Below are 23,796 nucleotides of genomic sequence, written 5' to 3' on the forward strand. Positions count from 1 at the left end.
TCTATGCAGCAACAACATCATATCCATCGCTCAATATTTGCAGGAAACCAGAAAATCGCCAGTCAAATCCGTACAATTTTTAGACAGCATCAAATTGTGGCTATTAATTTGATCAGTTCGCCAGGAGCAGGAAAAACTACAATCCTCGAAAAAACAATCGATTTCCTCAGCGATAAAAATATTAAGCTAGGCGTAATTGAAGGGGATATCGCTACGACATTAGACGCTGAAAGGATTGCTGCCCACAATGTGAAGTCCGTACAAATCAATACACATGGGGCTTGTCACCTTGATGCAGATATGATCCAAAACGTCCTATCGAATTTTCAATTGGATGATTTGGATCTATTGATCATTGAAAATGTCGGAAATCTCGTATGCCCGAGTGATTTCGATCTTGGTGAACACTATCGTATTGCTGTGGCAAGTACGACTGAAGGCGAAGATAAGGTCAACAAATATCCATCAGTTTTCAAACAGGCAGATGCGGTCCTTTTGAACAAAACCGATTTGCTTCCTTATATTCCATTCAATCAAAACAAATTTTCAGCTGATTTGGAAAAAATCAATGGGAAGGCACAACTTTTTAAAATGTCAGCTTTAGAAGGGGAAGGGATCGACAAATGGGTGAACTGGCTCGAGGAAAAGATCAAGAGCAATGCCTGCCTGAACGGAAAAGGTTGATAGTAAACGGAATTGTCCAGGGTGTCGGTTTCAGGCCATCTGTTTATAATCTTGCTGTCAAACATCAACTGACAGGATTTGTACAGAATAGATCGGGTGAAGTCATCATTGAAATTGAAGGTCTTCCTCAAATGATCACTGAATTCACTCAAGATTTATACACGATCAATCGACCTGCTTCAATTTCAAATATAGAGGGCATTCAATTAACTGTTCAGGCAGATGAAACGTTTTCGATATTGCCAAGTGAGACATCCGCACACGCACCTCTCATATTCCCACCTGATTTAAAAAGCTGTCAGGCATGTACCCGCGAAGTTCTTGTGGATGAAACAAGTCGGTTCTATCGTTACCCATTCACAAGCTGTACCTATTGTGGCCCCAGATACAGTGCGATCCGGTCGCTCCCTTACGATCGTATTCATACGACAATGGATCCTTTTCCAATGTGTCCACAGTGTCAGCGGAAGTACGATTCTCCTGACGATCGTCGCTTTCATGCGCAGACGATCGCTTGTCCAGAATGCGGACCTTCAGTTTCGATCTGTGAACATGACGGTGTGGTCGTTGAGGATTGGTTCGATTTCACAATAAATCAACTCTTAAAAGGAAAAATCATCGCTATGAAAGGGATCGGCGGCTTCCATTTACTATGTGACGCCATGGAGGAGCAAGCAATCGGACGGTTAAGGCAACGAAAGCAAAGACCCCGGAAACCTCTCGCATTGATGGCGGCAAACATCGATACCATCAATGCGTTTTTCCATGTCTCAAACGAGGAGGAAGAAGCGCTGACAGCTCCGGCAGCGCCGATCCTGTTATTGAAACCGAAACCTTGCGCTTCTAACAAACTCCCGCTTCACTTGATTGCTCCTGGTCTGCATAGGATCGGAATCATGCTGCCGTATACGCCGTTACATGCCATGCTTACACAATCCGTTGATTTCATTGTCGCTACAAGTGGAAATAAAAGCGGGCATCCGATTGCTCATACGAATGGAGAGGCACTTAGTCAATTGAAGGGTATTGCGGATTTCTTTCTATTGCATGACCGGGAGATCGCTACCCGTATTGATGATTCAGTCGGCCAAGTATTTGACGGAAAATTTGTTCCGATAAGGCGTTCAAGAGGTATCGTCCCTGAAGCAATCGCATTTCCTCTTCCATTGAATGAGTTCGAATGGAACCAGCCGATCGTTTTTGGTGCTGGCGCAGAAATGAAAAATACATTCTGTTTTTTATTCAAGGGGAAGGCTCTGTTTAGTCAACATATTGGTGATATCGACAATCTCGAACAGATGGATGCGTATGAAGAAGCGGTCCAGCATCTTTCGGAACTATTGGATATAAAAACGGACATTATCGCTTATGATCCGCACCCCGATTATGACATCTCAAACAGGATAATAGAGACCTCTAATAGGAGAGTTGCCCCTGTCTATCATCACCATGCCCATATGACCTCGTGTATGGCAGAAAATATGCTCGAGGGGCCAGTCATCGGTTGCATACTGGATGGAACTGGCTATGGCAGGGACGGAACGATGTGGGGGTTCGAAATCCTTACCGGAGATTATCTCGATTTCGATAGAATTCATCATTTAAATCCACTAACTCTGCCAGGTGGTGAACATGGCATCAAAAACCCATGGATGGTGGGTATTTCGTTAGTTTACGAAGCAAGTGAGAATGAACGATATTTCAATGAGACAGTAAAACGATTGTTCCCACAGCATGCAGATAAGCTGCCATTCATACGTGCTCAGCTGGAAGGATCCATCAAATCTCCAAAGGTGAGCAGTGCGGGACGGATCTTTGATGGGATCTCCTCGATACTCGGTTTATGTGAAGAAGCGGCATACGAAGGAGAAGCGGCTGTGCTTTTAAGTGAAGTAATTGAAGCCGTTGGCATAGATCATCATTTTCCCCATACATCTATTAACAGTTATCCATTCGTTTCCGAGAACGGTAAATGGTACATCAGTGACATGATTAGAACTTTAATCGAAGATCTGGAAGTTGGCATCCCGAAGTCAGAAATCATCCTTAAGTTTCATCATACGATCGGGGAAATGGTTCTTGACGGGGTCAGGAACGCTTATGAAAAATCGGGAATCTCGGAGGTGGTTTTGAGCGGGGGAGTCTGGAATAACCGATATCTCTTGCTGTATACAAAAAAACGGTTGCAACAATCTGGTTTTATCGTCCATACGCATCAAAAAATACCCTGCGGCGATGGTGGCATCGCGCTTGGCCAAGCAGTCTCGGCCTTATGGAGGTGGAAGCTGAATCATGTGTCTATCCATACCAGCTAAAGTTATTTCTATCAACCAATCAAAATGGCAAGCGACTGTCGATTATTTAGGCAGCCAAATGGTGATTGGAACATCTTTATTGGAAAAAGTGGAGGTGGGCGAGTATATACTCGTCCATGCAGGAGAAGCAATCCAGGTCATTGATCAGATGAAAGCAGAGGATGCTTTACAGTTATGGCGGGAGATGATTGACGGATGAATCTTTTGGAGTACCGAGATGGAAAGTTGTTCAAAGAACTTTTTGAAACGATTGAACCGCAACTGCAACATACGGTCGGAATATTGGGCAGGAAAATCCGGATCATGGAGGTATGCGGGACTCACACAGTCTCCTTTTCGAAAACTGGTGTCAGAGAAGTCCTCCGTCCTTATGTTGAGCTCATCAGTGGCCCAGGCTGTCCGGTTTGTGTAACGGATCAAAGTGATATCGATCAAATGATTGCATATGCAGCACTGGTAGACGTAATCGTCACTACCTTTGGCGATATGATGAAGGTGCCTGGCACAAAATCAACACTCTATCAGGAGCGTGCGGCTGGAGCTGATGTGAGAGTTGTCTATTCACCGTCACAAGCCGTTGACATTGCAAAACGGAATCCTGAAAAAAGAGTGGTGTTCCTCGGAGTTGGTTTTGAAACGACTGCCCCTAGTATAGCGGTAAGTATCAAAAAAGCAAAAGCAGAAGGGATAGATAACTATTTTGTCCACTCTGCACATAAATTGACTCCGCCAGCAGTCGAAGTCCTCATCGGAGATCCCGACCATAAAATCGATGGGTTCTTTTTACCGGGTCATGTTTCTGTGATTGTTGGGCGAATCGGGTGGCGTAATCTGGAAAAAGCGAATGTGCCTGCAGTGATTGGTGGATTTGATGCGGTCGATCTATTGACCTCGGTTTTTCTGTTGACGAAGGAGTTGCAAAAACCAAAAAGAATGGTTGCCAATAATTATGAACGGAGTGTCAAAGACCAGGGGAATCAGAAAGCACAACAAATGCTTGAGGATGTGTTTGCCATACGTTCAACGATGTGGCGTGGATTTGGTGAAATACCAGCAAGCGGTCTCGGGATTTCGGCAGCGTATAGTGAGTTTGATGCGAATGCCAAACTTCATGTAGAGAAACCGAAGACTCGGACGACCAAAGGATGCAGATGCGGAGAGATCGTCAAGGGGAAAGAAAGTCCTTTTGATTGTAAATTGTTCAATAAAGCTTGCCGTCCTGACAATCCGATCGGTCCATGCATGGTTTCGTCTGAAGGGACATGTTCGACCTATTATCAATTTGAACGGGATAAAGAATCGACTGTAACAGCTAGGAGAATGTAAATGAAAACGATCTTGTTATCACATGGAGACGGTGGAACGCTCACACATGAGCTGATTGAGGAATTATTCATGAGTACCTTCGGCGATCAGGAATTACAAAAGCAAGAAGATGCCGCGATCTTGAATATCGCAGCCGATCATTTAGCGTTCAGTACAGATACATTCGTGATCAATCCAATTGAATTTTCTGGTGGTGATATCGGAAAACTCGCAGTTTGTGGTACTGTTAATGATTTGGCTGTGAGTGGTGCGAAGCCTGAGTATCTATCAGTCGGGTTCATCCTGGAAGAGGGTCTCGGAATGAATACATTGAAAAAAGTGGTCCATTCCCTTGCCAAAACAGCTAAAGAAGCAGGTGTGAGAATCGTTACTGGTGACACAAAGGTGGTTGAGAGAGGAAAATGTGATCAACTTTACATTAATACAACAGGTATCGGATCGATTTCAAAACCTGGACGACTGGGTTATGAATCAATCCAGCCGGGTGACCATATCATCATTAATGGAGGGATTGCTGAGCACGCGGTATCCGTGTTAATCGATCGATTGGACATTCCGATATCCAATTCGATCGAAAGTGATTGCAGACCATTGAACCATCTGATCACTAAGATGCTGAACGAATTTGAATCGATCCGTTTCATGAGGGACCCGACCCGAGGCGGGATCGCCACGACATTAAAAGAAATTGCTGTGAAACGTCATGTGAATCTGACTCTATTTGAAGAGAAGATTCCGATGCAGCCAGCAGTCAGGGGAGCATTGGAATTGATCGGGATGGATCCTTATTATTTGGCAAATGAAGGGAAAGTCCTGACCTTTGTTTCAGAAAATGAAGCCGAGCAATTGGTCCGTTTCTTGAAATCACAGCCCGGCTGTCAGGATGCAGAGGACATCGGGTTTGTCAGTGAAGGAGATGGCGACATTTATTTGAAGACGGTAATTGGAGGCACAAGATCACTCGGCATGCTTTCAGGGGAGCCTTTACCAAGGATCTGTTGATAAGGAGGCGTACAGATGTGTAAAACGACGATCAACCATGAAGAAATGAGCTTATCGCTCCAACAGCTCGAGGCAATGACACACTGTATTTATGATAGTCTCACTCAATGGAATAAGCTGATCGAACAAAAAGAATTGGATGAACTTATTTCAGAATTCAAACAGGCAGAGATCCACGCAGCAGATTTGTCAGGACAGCTTCAGACGATCCAGGCTAAATTGGAAAAGAGCAGGGTTTCAGCAACAACGGTCTCTGTCACTGAATTTTGACCGTTTGACCGACAACTTCATGAGCGCATGGGATATCGTGTGACACGAAGAAGATTTCGGCTGAATAAAATAGCCCATATCCACATGTGGAGGGGGACACGTATGCCCAATGATCAGCTTATCCAATCTCAGATCAATGCGATCTTTTCTGAAGTGAATTATTTGATCCGGATGCTTTATTCGACTCAGGATCCTTATATGAAAAATCTGTTGTTGAATCAGTTATGGAACAAAACAAGCAATCTTCAATTCTTAGTCGGGCTATTGGCTCAACCAGCAATGACAATAACACCAAACTATCAAAATACAACTTTACCTACTCAACCAACTGTGCCGAATCAACACCCACCTGCAGCCCTCCCTAATCAACAATCGGCTCCTGACCAGACTTTTACAAGGGCTCAACTTGCACAGTTCACAGGAAAAAACGGAAAACCGGCTTATGTGGCGGTGAACGGTATCGTTTATGATGTCACCAATAATGCAGCCTGGTCAGCTGCCAGCCATTTCGGCCTGACAGCTGGAAAAGATCTTACACAAGAATTCGCCTCCTGCCATGCGGGACAACAATGGATTCTAAGCACTATGAAACCAATAGGGAGGTTAGTAGATTGAGTGATGAGAATATTGTGCTGCCACCGGAGCCGATGTCAAATGAAGCGATCGCTGAGCGCCTTGTAAAAGAAGCAAACAGACAGTTGAACGAGGATAAGATAAAAAAGCAAAAAATCGTGTGGCTGGAATTGAACGGGTGCTCCGGAAACATCATCTCTTTATTGAATGGCACGAATCCGGATTTCGAATATATGATCACGTCGATGGTTGATCTGGTTTACAGCAACAGCCTCATGGTGGCAGAAGGGAGCAATGCGATCGACCGGCTCATGGAGCTTGCCGAAGGAGATGAAGAATTCATCCTCGGAGTAGAGGGTGCGGTTGCATTGAAGAATAATGGACTTTATCACATCGTCGGAAGATGGAAAGGAAAGCCGTTGACCGGATTGGAAGCCGTACAAATGCTTGGTGCAAAAGCGAAGCATGTCATAGCAATCGGGGCCTGTGCCGTCGATGGCGGACCTTCTGCCGCGAAACCGAATCTATCGCAGTCTGTCGGGTTGCAGAGTGTTTTGAACCGGAAAGTGATCAAACTACCTGGCTGCCCTTGCCATCCAGACTGGTTTCTTGGCACTTTGGCACACCTGCTGATGTATGGCGAACCTGAACTTGATAACCGAGATCGTCCGAAGTTGTTTTACAGTACGTTGATTCATGATCGTTGCCCTCGACTTGATTATTTCAAAAAGGGAATCTTCTCAAAGACTCTCGGTGAACCTTATTGCCTGTTCAAGCTTGGATGCAGGGGGCCTGTGACACGAGTGGATTGTCCGACAAGGAAATGGAACGGATATGTGAATTGGCCGATCGGAGCCAGCACCTGTATCGGATGCTCGCAATTCGGTTTTCCAGATCAGATGGCACCGTTCGTAACCTATGACACGACAAGGGAGTAATATTACATGGCGAGAAGAATCGTGATCAATCCTTTGACTCGGATCAGCGGCTTTCTTGAAATAGATGTGAAAGTAGAGAAGGATAAAGTCGTGGATGCGCTGACGAAGGGTATGTTTTTCCGAGGATTTGAACAGATGATGGTAGGAAGGAATCCTTTTGATGCCATCTATCTTACACAGCGGATTTGTGGCATTTGTTCCTGTGCGCATTCTGTAGCATCCTCTCTTGCTTTAGAAGATGCGCTCGATGTTCAGCCATCAGAACAGGGACGCTACTTAAGGGACTTCATCCATGGTTGTGAGTTCCTGCAAAACCATCTGCGTCATTTTTATCAATATTCTCTTCCGGATTATGTGAAGATGCCAGCAGATCACCCGTTGTATTCAAATGATCATGAGGATTACAGATTATCGAAGGAACTGAACAATCAGCTTGTGGACCACTATTTCAAGTCGCTGCCGATCAGCAGGCTTGCCCATCAGATGCTGGCGGTTTTCGGCGGGAAAGCTCCTCATAATCACGGGATTTTTGTAGGGGGGTTTTCGACCCCTGCTTCGACTGACAAAATCATCAAGGCGAAATCGATACTGAAACAAGTGAAAGAATTCATCGAAACTGTGCTGATTCCAGACACTTATATCATTGCTGATCATTATCCTGAACTCTTCCAGCTTGGAAAAGGTCCGGGTAACCTGATGTCGGTTGGTGCTTTCAATGATTACGAAGATTTAGGGACCTTGTATACGAAACCTCTTGTCTACATGGATGGAAAAATCGAACCTTTCAATGAAGCACATATAACTGAAAAAATCGATCATTCCTGGTATGAGGGGAAAGAGTCATACAGACCCCTTGAAACTATATCGGATCCTGATATGGAAAAATCAAATGCCTACACATGGGTGAAAGCCCCTCGATATAAAAATCGCCCTTTTGAAGTAGGGCCATTGGCCAGACTGTGGCTGAGCGGAGAATACCGGAATGGCATATCAGCGATGGATCGCACGATTGCAAGGTCTTTCGAAGCGAAAAAAGTAGCTGAAATCATGACAGAGCTGCTCAATCAGATCATACCGAATGTATCCGTTCAAGAACAATGGCAGGTGCCCGACAGTGCGGAGGGGACCGGTCTTGTTGAAACAACGAGAGGTTCACTTGGACATTGGGTCAAAATCGATCAGAAGATGCTCTCTTTTTATCAAATCATCACACCATCTGCATGGGATTTTTCTGCAACTGATAAATCCACTAAAGGGACAGCAGAACAGGCCGTGATCGGCACCCCTGTCATGGATGCGGATCACCCGGTTGAACTTGGCAGGATCCTGCGGTCTTTCGACCCATGTATGTCTTGTGCGACCCATGTCTACAGACCAGGTAAAGAAACGAAAACGATAAAGGTGTTGTAAGATGGAAAAACGCGTTGTATTAGGGTTGGGTAACCGACTGATGATGGATGATGGAATCGGAATCTATCTGGTAGAAGATCTCCAACGTGAAAATCTAGCTTCATCTTTTCAGTTTTTCGTTGGGGAAACGGATGTTGAATATTGTTTACAGGTCATTGAAGAATGTCCGTTTCTCATCGTGATCGATGCAGTTGGGAATGATCGAAAGCCTGGAGATATCAGTTTATTCGATTTGAAAGATATGCATGCGATGAGTTTGGGATATTCGGCGCACAACTTTCATTTTTTCCATATGCTTGAGCACATGGATGTCGAAGGTCTGCTGATTGGAATTGAACCGTACAAAATTGATTTTCAGGACAGTTTAAGCGAAGTATTGCTTCAAAAATACCCACTTATAAAACACAAAGTGATTCATGAACTTTCATTGTTGAAAGAAAAGGGAACTTTTAAATACACGTATGAATATAAGAAAAAATGAATGGGGTTGAACCAAAAATGAAGTGTCTGCCACTCATTCTGGTCAACCCCATATGTTTAGGCTTTGGTTATATCTACGTAACAGCTGAAAAAGGTCGCTCCTTTACCGAGATCAGATAGTTCATCTGAGGTAAGGAAATTGATGGAGTACCGTTCTTTTCCCTCATCATCCCACCATAATCCTTGCGTGACCAAAACACCCTCTGAAACATCCTCTGTCACCTCTGCATGCATGCAGACAGAGCCTAAATCATTAAACAGTTCAATGAAATCACCAGATTGAATGTTACGAGGCTTTGCATCTGATGGATGGATATAAACGACAGGTTTCTCAAGTGCCTGTAAGCTTTTCTGATTTGAAAATGTTGAATTGAGAAACTGATGATTCGGACCTGAAATAAGTTGGAAAGGCTTCCCTTTGTTTTCAGGCTGTTTCCTTTGATCGAGCAGCCGATCCACTGAAGACGTCAGCTCAATCTTTCCAGACGCTGTTGGAATTTTTTCAGGAAAGGTCGTTGTCTCATCCAGCTTCAATTTCGCCCAGCCATCCTTTTTCAACTGTTCAAAGGTGATGCCGTTCAAGTATGGACTACTGCTGTTGTCCAACGCGTCACGGATCATATCTTCCTCGGTATCTTGAAAGCATTCCTCCTCAAAGCCCATCCGTACAGCTAGCTCTTTGAAGAGAGTGAAATTCGATTTGCATTCTCCTAATGGTGCCATGACAGGTTCATTCAACTGGAGATATAGATGCCAGTATGACTTGTATATATCCAGGTTCTCAAAGTGACTCGTCGCGGGAAGCACGATATCAGCATAACGGCAGCTATCTGTCAAAAACAGATCGTGCACCACGGTGAATAGATCTTCTCTCATCAATCCTTTCCGGACGAGTTTCTGGTTTGGCGCGACTTGAGCAGGATTGCTGTTATAAATGAATAGGGCTTTGATCGGATTGGCCATATCTTGGAGCGCTAGGCCGATTTGATTCATATTCGTCGATGGACCTGCAGGGTTCGGATGAAGGTCAGGCCGTTGGAGTTTGTAGGTATTCCACTCGGCGTATCCTGCATTCCCTTTCAATGCCCCTCCGCCAGTCTTTCCCCATTGACCGGTCAAAGCAGGGAGACAGGATATCAACCTTGTACTCCGACCGCCATTTTTATGATGCTGAAGTCCATTCCCGATCCGTAAGAACGAAGGTGAAATCGTGCCATACATTTCGGCCAATTCATGCAATTGCTCGATCTTCAAGCCTGTCAGCGCAGCAACCTTCTCAGGGGGGTATTCCTCTGCGCGTTTCTTCAAATTCTCATATCCACTCGTATAGCGGTCGATGAACGGGCGGTCAATCCATTCGTTTTTTATGAGAAGATGAATGAGGCCGAGTGCGAGTGCATCATCTGTACCAGGTTTGATTTGGTAAAAGTGATCCGCCCATTTGGCAGTACGGTTCCGATGCACATCGATGACGACAATCTTAGCCCCATTTTTCCGCGCTTTATTTGCGTATATCACTTGATGGAGGTTCGTACTGATCAAATTGCATCCCCAGACGATGATCAATTTGGAATGGATCGTTTCTTCAGGATCGATTCCAACCGCTTTCCCCATTGTAACTTTATATCCTTCAGCTCCTGCCGTATTGCAGATGGTACGTTCAAGGTTACGTGCTCCCAGACGGTTGAAGAATCGTCGGTCCATGCCTTCACTATTGATAATCCCCATATTCCCGAAAAAGCTGTACGGAAGGATCGCTTGAATTCCGTATTTCTCGACGATTCTCTTGAAACGTGAGGTGATCTCTTCATACGCTTGGTCCCATGTAATCCGTTCAAACGAAAAGTCACCCTTTTTTCCTGTTCGTTTCATCGGATAGAGAAGGCGATCTGAATGATGGGTCCGTTCAGGCATCTTCCGTACTTTATGACAGATCGTCCCTTTTGTGACAGGGTGATCCGGATTTCCATCCACTTTCGTTATTTTTCCATTTTCTTTCTCTACTAGAAGACTGCATGTATCGGGGCAGTCCAATGGACAGACGGAGCGATGATACGTTTTCGTAGTCAATACAGTTGCTCCTCTCTTAATGTAAACGTGATTTTAATAAAGATTAACATTTTACAGAAAAAAAGATAAGCATTTTGCAGGAACTAATCAGGTAGATGTCTAAATACTATATCGAACATATGTTCTAACGCGGTGCAGGAGGGTGTAAAATGAATGGAGTCGTACATTTTGAAATTCAAGTCCCGGAACCGGAGAAGTCTGCAGAATTTTTTAGAAAACGTTTTCGGTTGGAAAGTGGAAAAATGGGATGGGCCGGATGATTATTGGCTTGTCCAAACAGGAGAAGAGGCGGATGGGATCGATGGAGGATTGATGAAGTCACCAGACGGAGAAACACGTACCGTCAATGTGATCCATGTAGATTCAGTAGACGAGTATACATCTAAAATAGAAGCGGAAGGCGGGAGAATTGTCGTTCCGAAAATGCCTATCCTGGGGTGGGATATGTCGCGTATGCGCATGATGTAAATGGTTATCTATTCGGGTACATGCATAACGATCCTGAGGCAAAATGATTTTAAGAGTAGGAAGACCCAAAACATCGATGAAATTGAAGTTTGAGTCCATTCTTTATTCTGAAAAGCTGTTTTGGGTAAGTGAAATTTTTGCGTTAAAACAAAGTTGATGTTCCATCTGCCAGAGGGATACGGAAAAATTAGAGGACATCTGTTCCGTTATGTGTGACAAAAAGTGGTTTTCTCAAAAATTAGAGGACAACTGGTCCGTTATTCGGGTATATCCGAGCAGTTTTAGATCCTTTTTTTACAAATAACGTCTCTGGTGTCCTCTAAAAAGTTTTGAGGGGCTTCTGCATCATTTTCACTTCGGCATCTGTCCGATATACAGGGACGAAGGACGGATGATGCGATTGTTTTCATTTTGTTCATACACGTTGGCGATCCAGCCGACCACCCTGCTCATCGTAAACGTTGCCGTGAATAGCTCTGTCGGTAAAGCTAGTGCTTTCAAAATTGCGGCTGCATAAAATTCTACGTTCGTATACAGTTTTCTACCTGGTTTGTATTCTTCAAGCAGCTTGATCGCGATCCTCTCCACCTGATTGGCCAGGTCAAACCACGGGTCATCTTCTGCAAGCTCTGAAGTGATTGCTCTAAGTGCCCTTGCGCGAGGATCCTGGGTCTTATACACCCGATGACCGAATCCCATTAATTTTTCACCTTGCTCTAATAATAGTCTTAAATGATTCTCTGCATGATCGACAGTGCCGATATTTTGGAGGAGATCAATCACGCCTGAGGGAGCGCCGCCATGAAGAGGTCCTTTCATCGCACCAATCGCACCGGCTATGGATGAAACGAGATCGGATTGTGTGGATGAGATGACCCTCGCTGCAAATGTCGAAGCATTCATACCATGCTCCATGGTTAGAATAAGGTATGCAGTCAGCGCTTTAACATGAGATTCTTTCGGTTCTTTATCTTCTAGCATGTACAGATAGTTGGCCACATGATCAAGTTTTTGATCAGGCTCTACCGGATCAAGTCCTTGTAAGGATCGGTGCCGATACGCGATGATCGTAGGGATTATAGAGGTGATCCGAGTGCCTTGCCCAATGGTTGATGGCCACCCAAAATCCGTCGTACCCTTAGAAGATAAAATCGTTCTGATGACGCTCATCATATCCATATCCATTGGCAGGCTGTTCAGGATTGTTTCATCTGTAGAAGTCAATGACCGCTGGGCTTTCATTTTTGCTTTAAAATCAACGAGTTGTTGGTTTGTGGGGAGCTGTTGATTCCATAAGAGATAGGCTGTTTCTTCAAATGATTTTGTTTTAGCAATCTCTTCAGCCCAATGCCCCCGATAAACCAGTAAACCTTTTTCACCATCCACTAAGCTGATGGTTGACTGAGCTGTAACAATACCATCCAAACCTTCTTTGATCATCTAGATCACTCCTTTGGTAAATGTTTCTTGATTCTATTGTAAAATGAGCATACGATTAATACTAATAAACAATTAATCTATGATCGATTAAGTATCATAATGAATCAGGAGGGAAGGGACGCATGCAAATACGGTGGTTACAGACATTTGTCATCGCAGCAAAATATGAAAACTATCGGGTCGCTTCTGAGAAACTATTCATCTCACAACCCACGATTACCGTTCATATACACCATCTTGAAGAGGGATTAGGGTGTAAATTATTCAAGAAGAATGGAAGGAATATCTCTTTAACCGAATCTGGCAAGCACTACCTGCCCTTTGCGCATGCTATGTTACGTTCATTTAATGATGGAATGGAGTCACTGTCCAGCTGGCAGCAAGGCTATGAGCGGAAATTGACCCTTGCAGTCTCACCATTGATTGCAGCTTCAATACTTTCATATGTAGTAAAGGAATTCATGAATGAACATCCACACATAGAGGTTGGGATCCAAGTTGCCGAATCAAATGAAATCAGTTCACTCGTCTATGAGCAAAAGGCGGATCTCGGTATCTCGAGAACAAAGGCGATCCACCCAGGGTTACATTGTGTCACTTTATATGAGGATCCCGTCATCACAGTTGCAGCACATGACGGAGGGGACAGTGAAACGAGTCCGCCGATAGAATTGCAGGAATTACTGAGTCAAGATGTGCTCCTTACACACAATCACCCATTGTATTGGGATGACCTGGTTTCCAGGGTCAGGATGCTTCAACCGTCTGTCAGAACAATGGTCGTGACGCAGGTGAATGTGGCGAAACGGTTCATTGAAGAAGGGATCGGTTTCTCGTTTTTGCCCCGATCATCTGTAAAAAGGGAACTGCTAGAAGGGCGAATCCTGGAAATACATACAGATGCGCTACAACTTCCGATTGCTCATACCTATCTGATCCAGAAGGACACAAATGAGGAAATCCAACAATTCATTGAATTCATAAACCGCTATCATCTTGGAGCATAAAGAAGGAGCGATTTTATAGTGAATCTTTCACTTAAAGAAGTACAGGCATACATAAGGGAAAAAGATTTCAACCCTGAAAATAAAATCGGCTATTATCTCAAATTGGTCGAAGAGGTCGGTGAATGATCCGAAGTCATTCGTAAAGACAAATGGGGGATTCGATCAAAGGGACATTCGAAGAAGAATTATATGACGTACTGGATTATGTGAATGCGCTCGCAAACGTCTATGATATTAATTTGGAGAAATGCATGGCCCGCAAGGAAAAACTGAACAATCTGAAATATCGAATTGACCAATAAAAGTGGTGCAAAATTATTGATCCCGTTTTATAATAGGATTATATATTTAGAGACTCGAAATATTTTTCGATCGTGTGAGAGGAGATAGACGACCGTGTGGAGAAACCGTAATTTCATATTGCTCATGTTCGGTTTAGCGGTTTCAAGTACAGGACTTTGGGTTGGAATCATTGGAAATCTGGAGTTCTTACAGAAGAATGTAGAATCATCATTTTTACAAGCACTCATCATTTTATCTGGATTTTTAGTGGGTATATTTCTTGCTCCGATGGCTGGACGGGTGATCGACCGAAGCATCAAGAGGAACATTTTGATTTACGCTGGTATCGCCAGGTGTATCGCAATTCTATTCATGTACATGGCGATTTCGGAAAACTCGGTATGGTGGATGTTAGCATACACGTTCGTGATCGGGATATCCGGCACGTTTTCCAATCCTGCCATGCAAACCATGATCCCGTTGATTGTTCCAAAAAAGCAGCTTCTTGAAGCGAACAGTGTGAACGTCAATATTTTCACAGGGGCAAGGATCGTAGGAACGGCACTTGGTGGTGTGATGCTCGTTGGGATGTCCCTTTTTTCTCTTTATACGGTTACTCTCATTTCCTACGTGCTTCTTCTGATCAGTACCTTTTTCATCAAAGTGGATGAAGAGCCAAAGAAAGTGGACAAAAAAGCGAAAAAGGAAAACTTCATCACTACGATACGGGAATTGTATCCGATTGTCAGGAAACAACCGATGGTGGTGTATGGCATCTTCCTGTTAATGCCTGCATTCTTGTTTTTAGCAGGATTCAACCTGATGGTAATCGAAATCAGTGAGCTTCAAGATAACCCTGGTATAAAAGGGATCCTTTACACGACAGAAGGGTTTTGCGTGTTCATCGGTACTTTCTTGGCCAGCAAATTTTTCAAAGATAATCCGAAACTGACGTATATGTTTGCAATCACTTTCATCATTGCTACAGCGCAGACAACGTTATTTTTAGCAGATCATCCTATGATGTCCATCTTTTCCTTCGGTCTCTTCGGTCTGGCGGCAGGGACACTTTTTCCAGTAGTGACGACCATTTTCCAAACAGAAGTTCCATCGGATTACCACGGCCGCTTCTTCTCGATCAAAGGAATGGTTGATAATATCATTTTCCAGGCATTGATGCTTTTGACTGGACTGTTCTTAGATACAATCGGATTCAAATATATGGTCATCGGGTTTGGAGCCATTTCTTTCCTTTTCGTGACCATCATAATGGTACGTCATTTGACAACGACAACCCGAAAGAAAGGGAAATCTGTCGCTTTACCAAGATAAATGTCGAACGATTTTTAAGGTGCAAAAATTATTTTTTGCATCTTTTTATATGCCTCGAAAAAATGTTGATATTAAAGGGAATTTAGTTCTTTTGACCTTGAAAAAGGAAGAGCTTTTTTTGACAAAAATTACAAATGATTACGTTTTCTTTAAAAAACATCTTGAATGTTCCATTGGATAATTTTATAATGTTTTAAAATAATTCAAAAAGTTTGAAAATTTTCACATTAGACAAAAAACACGTCGAAGGTACTACTTAAAGGGGGTTTGGCTGTTTGGAGGAACTATTACAAGTCTCAAATCTAAAGACCTATTTTTTCGACAAAAGGAAAACGGTAAAAGCAGTAGATGGAATTGATTTTAAAATACATAAGGGAGAAACCCTGGCACTTGTTGGAGAATCCGGTTGTGGAAAAAGCATGACTTCCCTTTCGATCATGCGCCTTGTACCGGAACCTCACGGGAAAATCGTAGAGGGCGATGTTTATCTCGAAGGAAAGAATTTAGTTGACCTCTCTGAAAATGAGATGTGTAAAGTACGCGGGAACGATATCTCGATGATCTTTCAGGAGCCGATGACCTCTCTCAACCCGGTTTTGACAATTGGTGAACAGATTGTAGAAGTCATTACATACCACAAACGATTACCGCGGAAGAAAGCAGTACAACAAGCTATCGAACTATTGAAACTAGTCGGTATTCCACGAGCAGAATCTATCATATCAGACTATCCTCATCGACTCTCAGGTGGAATGAGACAACGTGTAATGATCGCCATGGCCATGAGCTGCGATCCTAAGCTTCTCATTGCTGATGAACCTACCACAGCACTCGATGTTACCATCCAAGCACAAATCCTAGACATCATGAAAGATTTATCCAAAAAAGTGAATACTTCCATACTCCTTATCACGCATGATTTGGGTGTCGTATCCGAATTAGCGGAGCGAGTCATTGTCATGTATGCTGGACAAATCGTCGAACAAGCAACTGTTGATGACATCTTTGAAGAACCATTGCACCCCTATACCCAGGGGCTTGTAGCATCAGTACCTGACATCGATGGTGAAATCGGAAGGCTTAATCCAATCAAAGGAAATGTACCAACTCCTGAGGAGATGCCAAAAGGGTGTCGCTTCGCACCTAGATGTGAACATGCATTCGATCGTTGCTTTTCAGAACAACCTCAATTACTAGAGAAAAAATATGGAACAAGAGCAGTACGCTGTTTCTTGTACGAGGATGAAAAGGGGGCTGGAAATGCAGGGAATGAGCAATACACTCACCGTTAATCCGAATTCAGACCAAACAAATGAAACCATTCTTGAAGTAGATAACTTAAAGATGCATTTTCCAATAAAGGCAGGGCTCATGCAAAAGACAGTCGGTCATGTGAAAGCTGTCGATGGAATCTCTTTCAAGCTTAGAAGAGGTGAGACACTGGGAATAGTAGGTGAATCTGGGTGTGGAAAGTCTACATTGGGAAGAGCAATCATCCGGCTTTATAAACCTAGCAGTGGAAAGATCTTTTTCAATAATCAAGATATCTCTTCATTATCGGAAGGAGATCTTCGAAAATCCGTCAGAAGGCAAATGCAGATGATCTTCCAGGATCCATTTGCATCATTGAACCCAAGGAAAACGCTTGGGACGAGCATCATGGAACCGCTTAAAACTCATAAATCCGGTTATGCGGCGGAAAGGAAGGAGAAGGTCGATCGGTTACTTGATACTGTCGGTTTGAATCCTTCGTTTGCAAATCGTTATCCCCATGAGTTTTCAGGTGGTCAGCGTCAACGGATCGGAATCGCAAGGGCTCTTGCGCTCAATCCAGACTTGATGATTGCAGATGAACCCGTATCGGCATTGGATGTTTCCATTCAAGCACAAATCATCAACTTGATGGAAGATTTACAAGATGAATTCAACCTTACATATCTCTTCATCTCTCATGATCTAAGTGTCGTCCGTCATATATCCGACCGTGTGGGTGTGATGTATTTAGGAAATATGATGGAATTGGCTGATAAACATGATTTGTACAGGGAGCCATTACATCCATATACACAGGCCCTGATGTCAGCTGTACCAGTGCCAAGGAAAAAAGGACAGGTCAAAAGGGAACGGATCATCCTATCAGGAGACTTGCCAAGCCCATCGAATCCGCCAAAGGGATGCGTATTCCATACACGTTGTCCTGCAGCGATGGATATTTGCAAGCAGGAAGTTCCGAAGTTCCAAGAGGTACACCCGAATCACTATGTTGCTTGTCATCTCTATGAATAGAGTGTAGACATTTTTACTACGTGAAGGGGGGAGAGCAGAATCGTTTTCGTGTTTTGTAAGTCTGAGTCTTTTAAAAATTAAGGGGGGTTTAGTTAATGAAGGGTAATAAGAAATTCCATCTACTATTAGTATTGACGTTTGTGTTTTCACTGTTCCTGGCTGCTTGTAATGCAAATCCGGATTCTGAGGAGGGCAATGAAGGAAACAATGGCACCGATGATGGTGAAGCAACTGAAGAGGCTACTGGTGAACCACAACAAGGCGGTGACATCATAGTCGGATCCATTGGTGCTCCGACCCTTTTCAATGACCTCTACTCAACTGATATTTCCAGTTCGGATATTTCCGGTTGGCTTTACGACGGATTGATCACATATGATGAAAACTTGGAGCCTAAAGGTGTCATCGCGAAGGATTGGGAAACTTCTGAAGATGGTACAGAGTGGACGATCACGTTGAATGAAGGGATTACGTTCCATGATGGTGAACCATTGACTGCTGATGATGTCGTGTTCACGTACAGCATCCCGCTAAGTGAGGATTATTCAGGCGCACGTGCTTCTGATTTTGAAAAAATTGAATCTATCGAAGCCGAAGGAGATACTACGGTCAAGATCAAACTTAGTGAACCGTATGCTCCGTTCCTTGGAACATTAAGTTATGGAATACTGCCTGAGCACATTTTGAAGGACGTACCAATCGCTGAGCTTGGAGAACATGAATTCAATACGAAAAACCCAGTAGGATCTGGTCCTTTCAAATTTGTGGAATGGAAAGAAGGACAATACGTCAAAGTTGAAGCTTTTGAAGATTATTTCCAAGGACGTCCATACTTAGACACGATCACTTACAAGATCGTACCAGATGCAAATGCCTTGATGACTCAGGTGCAAGCTGGGGATGTACATGAAGCTGCAGTCCAGTCACAAGATCTTGCAACAGCACAAAAGTTAGCTGATGAAGGAAATATCAATTTATCAACAGAACTTTCACTTGCATACACATACATTGGCTGGAACATGGCAAATGACATGTTCAAGGATGAAAAAGTCCGTCAAGCTTTGACAATGGCAATCGATCGTGAATCGATCATCGAAGCGGTACTTGGAGGCGACGGTGAAATCGCTCATATTCCAGAAAGTCCTTTGAGCTGGGCATACAATGAAGATGTACCTAAATTCGATTATAACGTTGAAGAAGCGAAGAAACTTCTCGAAGAAGCAGGTTGGACGCCAGGTGACGACGGTATTTTACAAAAAGATGGAAAGAAATTCTCTTTTGAATTGAAGACAAACCAGGGTAACAAAGCACGTGAACAGATTGCTCAAGTTACGCAAGAACAATTGAAGGAAGTCGGTATTGAAGTGAAGCCTACCATCATGGAATGGAGTGCTTTCATTGAAGAAGTTACCGAGAAAAAGGATTTTGACGCTGTCATTCTAGGATGGAGCCTGTCAACTGATCCAGACCCGACAGCTCTATGGCACTCAAAAGAAATTGAAGCAGGACTTAACTTTGTTGCTTTCTCTGATCCAGACTTGGACAAGTTGATGGAAGAGAATACGAAAGTGCTTGATCAAGAAGAGCGTAAAGATATCATTGGTCAAATCCAGGCAGGTATCGCAGAGCAACAACCATATACCTTCTTGTACTATCCAAATGACCACTATGCATTAGCTGCAAACTTGAAAGGTCATGTACATCATCCGTCAAGCGAGTTCTATCAGATTGAAAAATGGTGGTTGGAACAATAATCATTTGATTGTTTGAAAGAGGATGGATAGAGCCTCATATTGATGTGCTTTATCCATCTCTTCTTTTACATTTAAAGAAAGTATAAAATACTTTCTTCAATATAAGTGCAGCTAAAGCTCAGCCTGCGCCAAAGGCTTGGCTTTGCAAAGCTTTCTTTAAATAGAAAACTTCCGCCTATACATAATGCTGGGCGAATCAATGTTTAGCTTCCTAGAACTTAGATGAAGGGGGATGTGTAAATGCTCTCATATATCATTCGCCGTGTACTGATGGCGATCCCATTATTAATTGGTATTTCGATTTTATCTTTTGCAATCATCCAATTAGCACCAGGTGACCCGACCACGCTTTTGATGGATCCAAAAATCAAGCCTTCCGATAAACAAGCATTCATCGAAAAGTATGGTTTGGATGATCCAGTTCATATTCAATATTTGAAGTGGGTAGGGAATATGGTGCAAGGTGATTTTGGTCAATCCCTTATCAGACGAGGGACAGATGTCTCTTATCTAATTATGGAACGCCTCCCAAATACCCTTTTCCTGATGCTGGTTTCAACATTTCTCGCAATACTGATATCTGTCCCATTCGGAATATTATCAGCACGTAAACCCTATTCATTGACGGATTATTCGGTTACGTTCACGTCCTTCTTGGGACTTGCTACACCAAACTTTTGGCTAGGATTAGTATTGATCATGTTTTTTGCTGTTCAATTAGGATGGTTACCGACGGGTGGTATAGCTACACTCAATCAACCTTTCAGTCTTTGGGATCGGATTCTTCATCTGATCATGCCTGCCTTTGTACTGGCCACAGCTGATATGGCCGCTCTTACTCGTTATACAAGGACAAGTATGTTGGAAGTGTTGAAGCAGGATTATATACGGACAGCCCGTGCTAAAGGTTTTAAAGAGAAGAAAGTGGTTTATAAGCACGGTCTGCGAAATGGATTGATTCCGATCATTACGATTTTTGGTCTTTTGCTGCCTTCGTTCTTTGCGGGGACTGTAATCGTAGAAAAAATCTTTAACTGGCCTGGTATTGGATTGTTGTTCGTGGATGCTGCATTCCAGCGTGATTATCCTGTGATCATGGCGATTACTGTAATCGCTGCTACCTTGACTGTGATAGGTAATTTGGTCGCAGATATTCTCTATGCGGTATTCGATCCAAGAATTGAGTATTAAGGGGGATAAACATGTCACAGCCTGAAAAACAAATACGCCCTGGTGTACCTGTCCACCCAGAGCCACTTCCACCAGAACCACTTCCAAAGCCTGAAACCTTGACAAGACTTACAATTGAAAAATTCATGAAAAATAAATTGGCCGTAATCGGATTGATCACTTTAATGTTGATTATCTTAGCAGCCATATTCGCGCCTTATTTGACACCCTATGAACCAAGTAATCAGGAATTATTGAAGAGGTTGACACCGCCGAATGGTGAACATTGGCTCGGTGTAGATACACTCGGTAGAGATATGTACACGAGGATGCTTTATGGGGCAAGGGTATCATTACTCGTCGGTTTTGCTTCCGTAACTGTCTCTATTTTCATAGGGACCATTGTCGGGGCAATTGCCGGTTACTATGGTGGTGTCGTTGACGCGTTTCTTATGCGTGTCGTCGATGTGTTCCTATCGATTCCAAGCTTATTCTTTTTGATCACAGTCGTTACGATCTTTGAACCAAGCCTTACAATGTTGATACTTGCATTTGCTTTATTTGGTTGGACAACGACAGCCCGACTAGTCCGAGGAGAATTTTTGACGTTGAGATCAAGGGAATTCGTTTTAGCAGCGAAAACGATGGGCGTAAGAAGCTCAAAAATCATCTTTTCGCACATTTTACCGAACGCAATGGGACCGGTAATCGTTACGGCAACTCTCTATGTCGGTATCATCATATTGGCTGAGTCAGCCTTAAGTTACTTAGGTCTCGGAGTGCAGCCGCCGACACCAAGCTGGGGGAACATGCTTCAGGATGCACAAAACATAACGATCATGTATACCGCTCCTTGGTATCCGATCTTCCCAGGAGTGATGATATTGATTACAGTACTGGCATTCAACTTTGTCGGTGATGGTTTGCGAGATGCTTTCGATCCAAAAATGAAATCATAACCAACGAGTTAAAAGGAGGCTTTTGAAGATGGATCAGTTAAATGGAATAAACATTGAAGATCTTTTCAACTTGAAATTTGTCAGTGATCCACAATTATCTCCTGATGGAAACCGCCTTGCCTATGTCGTAAAAGAAATTAATGGGGAAAAGAAGTATCAATCGCACATTCATTTGCTGGATGTCGGTACGAAAAAGTCTGTACGTTGGACGAGCGGCAGTTCAATTGAAACTTCTCCGAGATGGTCACCTGATGGTTTGTCGTTGCTCTTTTTGTCAAACCGCACCGGGAAAAACCAATTATGGCTCATTTCATCTGAGGGGGGGGAACCAGAGCAACTGACAAATGTTGAAAATGGAGTTTCCAATCCTGTGTGGCATCCAGAAGGAAACTCGATTCTTTATCATTACACAATTACGGATAATGAAGAAGAAAAGCCGATTGTAGTCGATAAATTGAAGTATAAAGCAGATGGAAAAGCTGCACTGACCTATCAATCTTACCTACATATCGGTGAAATTTCACTAAAGGATCGGGAAGTAAGAAACTTGTCCGAAGGTGATCATGATCATGTGAATGCCCGCTATACAAACGATGGTAAGGGAATTGTTTACGCGAGGTTCGATGAGGACGTACCAGGCTCATATCGCCGTTCGCATATTTATTATCACGAATTCGGAGGCACACCCGTCAGAATTTCAGAGCTGGATGGGACAGTTGCGCATCCGATCTGTTCACCAGATGGCAGGTACGTTGCTTATGTCGGGCATGATCAAACATTTGGCGGGGCGACGTACAGTGAGATTTTCCTTTATGACAGGGAAAATTCCACAACCCAATGTTTGACTGAAAAACTTGATATCCAAGTCGGGGACATGATGATCAGTGACCTTCATGCTGTGGAACCATCTCCGCACTTGACCTGGAGCAGCAATAGCGAATCGCTCTACTTCCTGGCGAGTGAATTTGGAAATACAGAGTTGTACTCGATTGATCTATTCGGAAATGTTGATAAAATTGTGGAAGGGGACAGGCACATCTTCCATTATGCTTTAGATGATAGCACGAAGGATGTGTATCTTGCTGTCAGTTCCCCTACGCATCCAGGTGACATCGTCCGCCACGACATCAATAGTTTGATGGAAGAACCGATCACTTACCATAACGAATCTTTCTTGAATGACATCAAAGTTTCCGTCCCGGAGTCGGTCCAATTTCCAAGTCAGGATGGAACGGTCATCCACGGTTGGCTTCTCAAGCCGAATAATTTTAAAAAAGGAGAGACTTATCCTCTCATACTTGAAATACATGGCGGACCGCATATGATGTATGGAAATACTTTTTTCCATGAGTTCCAGGTGTTGACCTCGAAAGGATACGGTGTCTTATACCTGAACCCGCGCGGAAGCCATGGTTATGGACAATCCTTTGTTGATGCTTGCAGAAGCGATTACGGTGGCGGAGATTATGAAGATCTCATGGCTGGTGTGGATCATGCACTTGAAAGTTACGAATGGATTGATCCGGAACAGCTATTCGTTACCGGTGGCAGTTACGGCGGGTTCATGACCAACTGGATCGTCGGTAATACAAATCGTTTCAAGGCTGCTGTCACTCAACGATCTATTTGTAACTGGCATAGCTTTTATGGTGTCAGTGATATCGGCTATTTCTTTACAGAGGGTGAAATTGGCGCCCATATGGAAGAAGATCCTGAAAAGTTGTGGTATCATTCGCCGATACGGCTTGTCAAGCAGATTGAGACACCACTTCTCATTCTGCATGGAGAGAGGGATTATCGATGCCCGATCGAACAAGCAGAGCAGTTATTCGTCGCTTTGAAGCAACAGAATAAGACGACACGTTTTGTTCGTTTCCCAAGTGCGGATCACAATCTTTCACGCTCAGGAGATCCAGCAATGAGAGTGGCGAGACTAGAACAAATCGTCGGCTGGTTCGAGCACTATCGAGTCGAGGCAAAAACAACTGAAATGGCAAAAAACAAAATAATATAAAGATGATGAAGTCTGA

22 protein-coding genes are annotated in these 23,796 nt (G+C 43.5%); 20 read left to right on the forward strand and 2 right to left on the reverse strand.

Translation table 11 applies throughout. From position 1 onward, the window contains the following. Positions 1 to 3: 3 nt before the first annotated feature. The 10 genes from hypB to ACTWQL_RS16135 all read left to right on the forward strand — a co-directional run bounded on the left by hypB (position 4) and on the right by ACTWQL_RS16135 (position 8,999). Positions 4 to 684: a hydrogenase nickel incorporation protein HypB gene (hypB, locus tag ACTWQL_RS16090; protein ID WP_443143440.1), complete on the forward strand. Its 681-nt coding sequence runs from the start codon at positions 4 to 6 to the stop codon at positions 682 to 684. Next, complete coding sequence (gene hypF, locus ACTWQL_RS16095) at positions 624 to 2,999, forward strand: carbamoyltransferase HypF (protein ID WP_443143441.1); 2,376 nt, start codon at positions 624 to 626, stop codon at positions 2,997 to 2,999. The genes hypB and hypF overlap by 61 nt, the downstream gene beginning before the upstream one ends. Next, positions 2,977 to 3,198 (forward strand): HypC/HybG/HupF family hydrogenase formation chaperone, encoded by a 222-nt coding sequence (locus ACTWQL_RS16100; protein ID WP_443143442.1) that lies wholly within the window; start codon positions 2,977 to 2,979, stop codon positions 3,196 to 3,198. Before hypF ends, ACTWQL_RS16100 begins: the two co-directional genes overlap by 23 nt. Then, on the forward strand, positions 3,195 to 4,325 hold the full coding sequence (hypD, locus tag ACTWQL_RS16105) for a hydrogenase formation protein HypD (protein ID WP_443143443.1): 1,131 nt from the start codon (positions 3,195 to 3,197) through the stop codon (positions 4,323 to 4,325). The genes ACTWQL_RS16100 and hypD overlap by 4 nt, the downstream gene beginning before the upstream one ends. After that, positions 4,326 to 5,327, forward strand: coding sequence for a hydrogenase expression/formation protein HypE (hypE, locus tag ACTWQL_RS16110; RefSeq protein WP_443143444.1), 1,002 nt, complete (start codon positions 4,326 to 4,328; stop codon positions 5,325 to 5,327). It abuts the gene before it with no gap. 15 nt (positions 5,328 to 5,342) lie between these two features. Then, a complete protein-coding gene (locus tag ACTWQL_RS16115) occupies positions 5,343 to 5,597 on the forward strand; it encodes a hypothetical protein (protein WP_443143445.1) in 255 nt (84 codons plus the stop codon). 102 nt (positions 5,598 to 5,699) lie between these two features. Then, on the forward strand, positions 5,700 to 6,212 hold the full coding sequence (locus ACTWQL_RS16120) for a cytochrome b5 domain-containing protein (RefSeq protein WP_443143446.1): 513 nt from the start codon (positions 5,700 to 5,702) through the stop codon (positions 6,210 to 6,212). Further along, positions 6,209 to 7,108: a hydrogenase small subunit gene (locus ACTWQL_RS16125; protein WP_443143447.1), complete on the forward strand. Its 900-nt coding sequence runs from the start codon at positions 6,209 to 6,211 to the stop codon at positions 7,106 to 7,108. Before ACTWQL_RS16120 ends, ACTWQL_RS16125 begins: the two co-directional genes overlap by 4 nt. A gap of 6 nt (positions 7,109 to 7,114) precedes the next feature. Beyond that, a complete protein-coding gene (locus ACTWQL_RS16130; protein WP_443143448.1) occupies positions 7,115 to 8,518 on the forward strand; it encodes a nickel-dependent hydrogenase large subunit in 1,404 nt (467 codons plus the stop codon). 1 nt (position 8,519) lies between these two features. Continuing rightward, positions 8,520 to 8,999 carry a hydrogenase maturation protease gene (locus ACTWQL_RS16135; RefSeq protein ID WP_443143449.1) on the forward strand — a complete coding sequence of 160 codons (480 nt, stop codon included), beginning with the start codon at positions 8,520 to 8,522 and terminating at the stop codon, positions 8,997 to 8,999. 56 nt (positions 9,000 to 9,055) lie between these two features. Here ACTWQL_RS16135 and ACTWQL_RS16140 read toward each other — a convergent pair whose 3' ends face one another. Next, positions 9,056 to 11,068, reverse strand: coding sequence for a molybdopterin-dependent oxidoreductase (locus ACTWQL_RS16140; protein ID WP_443143450.1), 2,013 nt, complete (start codon positions 11,066 to 11,068; stop codon positions 9,056 to 9,058). A 153-nt stretch (positions 11,069 to 11,221) separates the two neighbouring features. On the opposite strand from ACTWQL_RS16140, the gene ACTWQL_RS16145 reads away from it, so the two are divergent. Beyond that, positions 11,222 to 11,536, forward strand: coding sequence for a VOC family protein (locus ACTWQL_RS16145; protein ID WP_443143451.1), 315 nt, complete (start codon positions 11,222 to 11,224; stop codon positions 11,534 to 11,536). Positions 11,537 to 11,887: 351 nt separating this feature from the next. Here ACTWQL_RS16145 and ACTWQL_RS16150 read toward each other — a convergent pair whose 3' ends face one another. After that, entirely contained in the window at positions 11,888 to 12,976 is a 1,089-nt protein-coding gene (locus tag ACTWQL_RS16150; protein WP_443143452.1) for a citrate synthase, read from the reverse strand. A gap of 122 nt (positions 12,977 to 13,098) precedes the next feature. Here ACTWQL_RS16150 and ACTWQL_RS16155 point away from each other — a divergent pair, with 122 nt between their 5' ends. The 9 genes from ACTWQL_RS16155 (at position 13,099) to ACTWQL_RS16195 (ending at position 23,780) form a co-directional block, all read left to right on the forward strand. Further along, entirely contained in the window at positions 13,099 to 13,983 is an 885-nt protein-coding gene (locus ACTWQL_RS16155; RefSeq protein WP_443143453.1) for a LysR family transcriptional regulator, read from the forward strand. Positions 13,984 to 14,132: 149 nt separating this feature from the next. Then, entirely contained in the window at positions 14,133 to 14,285 is a 153-nt protein-coding gene (locus ACTWQL_RS16160; protein WP_443143454.1) for a hypothetical protein, read from the forward strand. A gap of 94 nt (positions 14,286 to 14,379) precedes the next feature. Then, a complete protein-coding gene (locus tag ACTWQL_RS16165) occupies positions 14,380 to 15,597 on the forward strand; it encodes an MFS transporter (protein ID WP_443143455.1) in 1,218 nt (405 codons plus the stop codon). Positions 15,598 to 15,872: 275 nt separating this feature from the next. Continuing rightward, on the forward strand, positions 15,873 to 16,889 hold the full coding sequence (locus ACTWQL_RS16170; protein WP_443143456.1) for an ABC transporter ATP-binding protein: 1,017 nt from the start codon (positions 15,873 to 15,875) through the stop codon (positions 16,887 to 16,889). After that, positions 16,867 to 17,883, forward strand: coding sequence for an ABC transporter ATP-binding protein (locus ACTWQL_RS16175; protein WP_443143490.1), 1,017 nt, complete (start codon positions 16,867 to 16,869; stop codon positions 17,881 to 17,883). Before ACTWQL_RS16170 ends, ACTWQL_RS16175 begins: the two co-directional genes overlap by 23 nt. A gap of 95 nt (positions 17,884 to 17,978) precedes the next feature. After that, the gene (locus ACTWQL_RS16180; protein WP_443143457.1) at positions 17,979 to 19,637 is read left to right on the forward strand and encodes a peptide-binding protein; all 1,659 of its coding nucleotides are present in this window, start codon (positions 17,979 to 17,981) and stop codon (positions 19,635 to 19,637) included. 240 nt (positions 19,638 to 19,877) lie between these two features. Next, positions 19,878 to 20,828: an ABC transporter permease gene (locus ACTWQL_RS16185; RefSeq protein WP_443143458.1), complete on the forward strand. Its 951-nt coding sequence runs from the start codon at positions 19,878 to 19,880 to the stop codon at positions 20,826 to 20,828. Between the two features lie 11 nt (positions 20,829 to 20,839). Next, entirely contained in the window at positions 20,840 to 21,766 is a 927-nt protein-coding gene (gene opp4C / locus ACTWQL_RS16190; RefSeq protein ID WP_443143459.1) for an oligopeptide ABC transporter permease, read from the forward strand. A gap of 28 nt (positions 21,767 to 21,794) precedes the next feature. Then, on the forward strand, positions 21,795 to 23,780 hold the full coding sequence (locus ACTWQL_RS16195) for a S9 family peptidase (RefSeq protein WP_443143460.1): 1,986 nt from the start codon (positions 21,795 to 21,797) through the stop codon (positions 23,778 to 23,780). The last annotated feature ends 16 nt before the right edge of the window (positions 23,781 to 23,796 follow it).

This window comes from Pseudalkalibacillus sp. R45 (genome assembly GCF_052246725.1).
GTDB lineage: Bacteria > Bacillota > Bacilli > Bacillales > Fictibacillaceae > Pseudalkalibacillus.

Excerpts from the sequence above, each read along its gene's own strand:
- hypB (WP_443143440.1), top strand. The coding sequence starts at position 4 with ATGCAGCAACAACATCATATCCATCGCTCAATATTTGCAGGAAACCAG.
- hypF (WP_443143441.1), top strand. The coding sequence starts at position 624 with ATGGGTGAACTGGCTCGAGGAAAAGATCAAGAGCAATGCCTGCCTGAA.
- ACTWQL_RS16100 (WP_443143442.1), top strand. The coding sequence starts at position 2,977 with ATGTGTCTATCCATACCAGCTAAAGTTATTTCTATCAACCAATCAAAA.
- hypD (WP_443143443.1), top strand. The coding sequence starts at position 3,195 with ATGAATCTTTTGGAGTACCGAGATGGAAAGTTGTTCAAAGAACTTTTT.
- hypE (WP_443143444.1), top strand. The coding sequence starts at position 4,326 with ATGAAAACGATCTTGTTATCACATGGAGACGGTGGAACGCTCACACAT.
- ACTWQL_RS16115 (WP_443143445.1), top strand. The coding sequence starts at position 5,343 with ATGTGTAAAACGACGATCAACCATGAAGAAATGAGCTTATCGCTCCAA.
- ACTWQL_RS16120 (WP_443143446.1), top strand. The coding sequence starts at position 5,700 with ATGCCCAATGATCAGCTTATCCAATCTCAGATCAATGCGATCTTTTCT.
- ACTWQL_RS16130 (WP_443143448.1), top strand. The coding sequence starts at position 7,115 with ATGGCGAGAAGAATCGTGATCAATCCTTTGACTCGGATCAGCGGCTTT.
- ACTWQL_RS16135 (WP_443143449.1), top strand. The coding sequence starts at position 8,520 with ATGGAAAAACGCGTTGTATTAGGGTTGGGTAACCGACTGATGATGGAT.
- ACTWQL_RS16145 (WP_443143451.1), top strand. The coding sequence starts at position 11,222 with ATGGAGTCGTACATTTTGAAATTCAAGTCCCGGAACCGGAGAAGTCTG.
- ACTWQL_RS16150 (WP_443143452.1), bottom strand. The coding sequence starts at position 12,976 with ATGATCAAAGAAGGTTTGGATGGTATTGTTACAGCTCAGTCAACCATC.
- ACTWQL_RS16155 (WP_443143453.1), top strand. The coding sequence starts at position 13,099 with ATGCAAATACGGTGGTTACAGACATTTGTCATCGCAGCAAAATATGAA.
- ACTWQL_RS16160 (WP_443143454.1), top strand. The coding sequence starts at position 14,133 with ATGGGGGATTCGATCAAAGGGACATTCGAAGAAGAATTATATGACGTA.
- ACTWQL_RS16175 (WP_443143490.1), top strand. The coding sequence starts at position 16,867 with ATGAGCAATACACTCACCGTTAATCCGAATTCAGACCAAACAAATGAA.
- ACTWQL_RS16180 (WP_443143457.1), top strand. The coding sequence starts at position 17,979 with ATGAAGGGTAATAAGAAATTCCATCTACTATTAGTATTGACGTTTGTG.
- ACTWQL_RS16185 (WP_443143458.1), top strand. The coding sequence starts at position 19,878 with ATGCTCTCATATATCATTCGCCGTGTACTGATGGCGATCCCATTATTA.
- opp4C (WP_443143459.1), top strand. The coding sequence starts at position 20,840 with ATGTCACAGCCTGAAAAACAAATACGCCCTGGTGTACCTGTCCACCCA.
- ACTWQL_RS16195 (WP_443143460.1), top strand. The coding sequence starts at position 21,795 with ATGGATCAGTTAAATGGAATAAACATTGAAGATCTTTTCAACTTGAAA.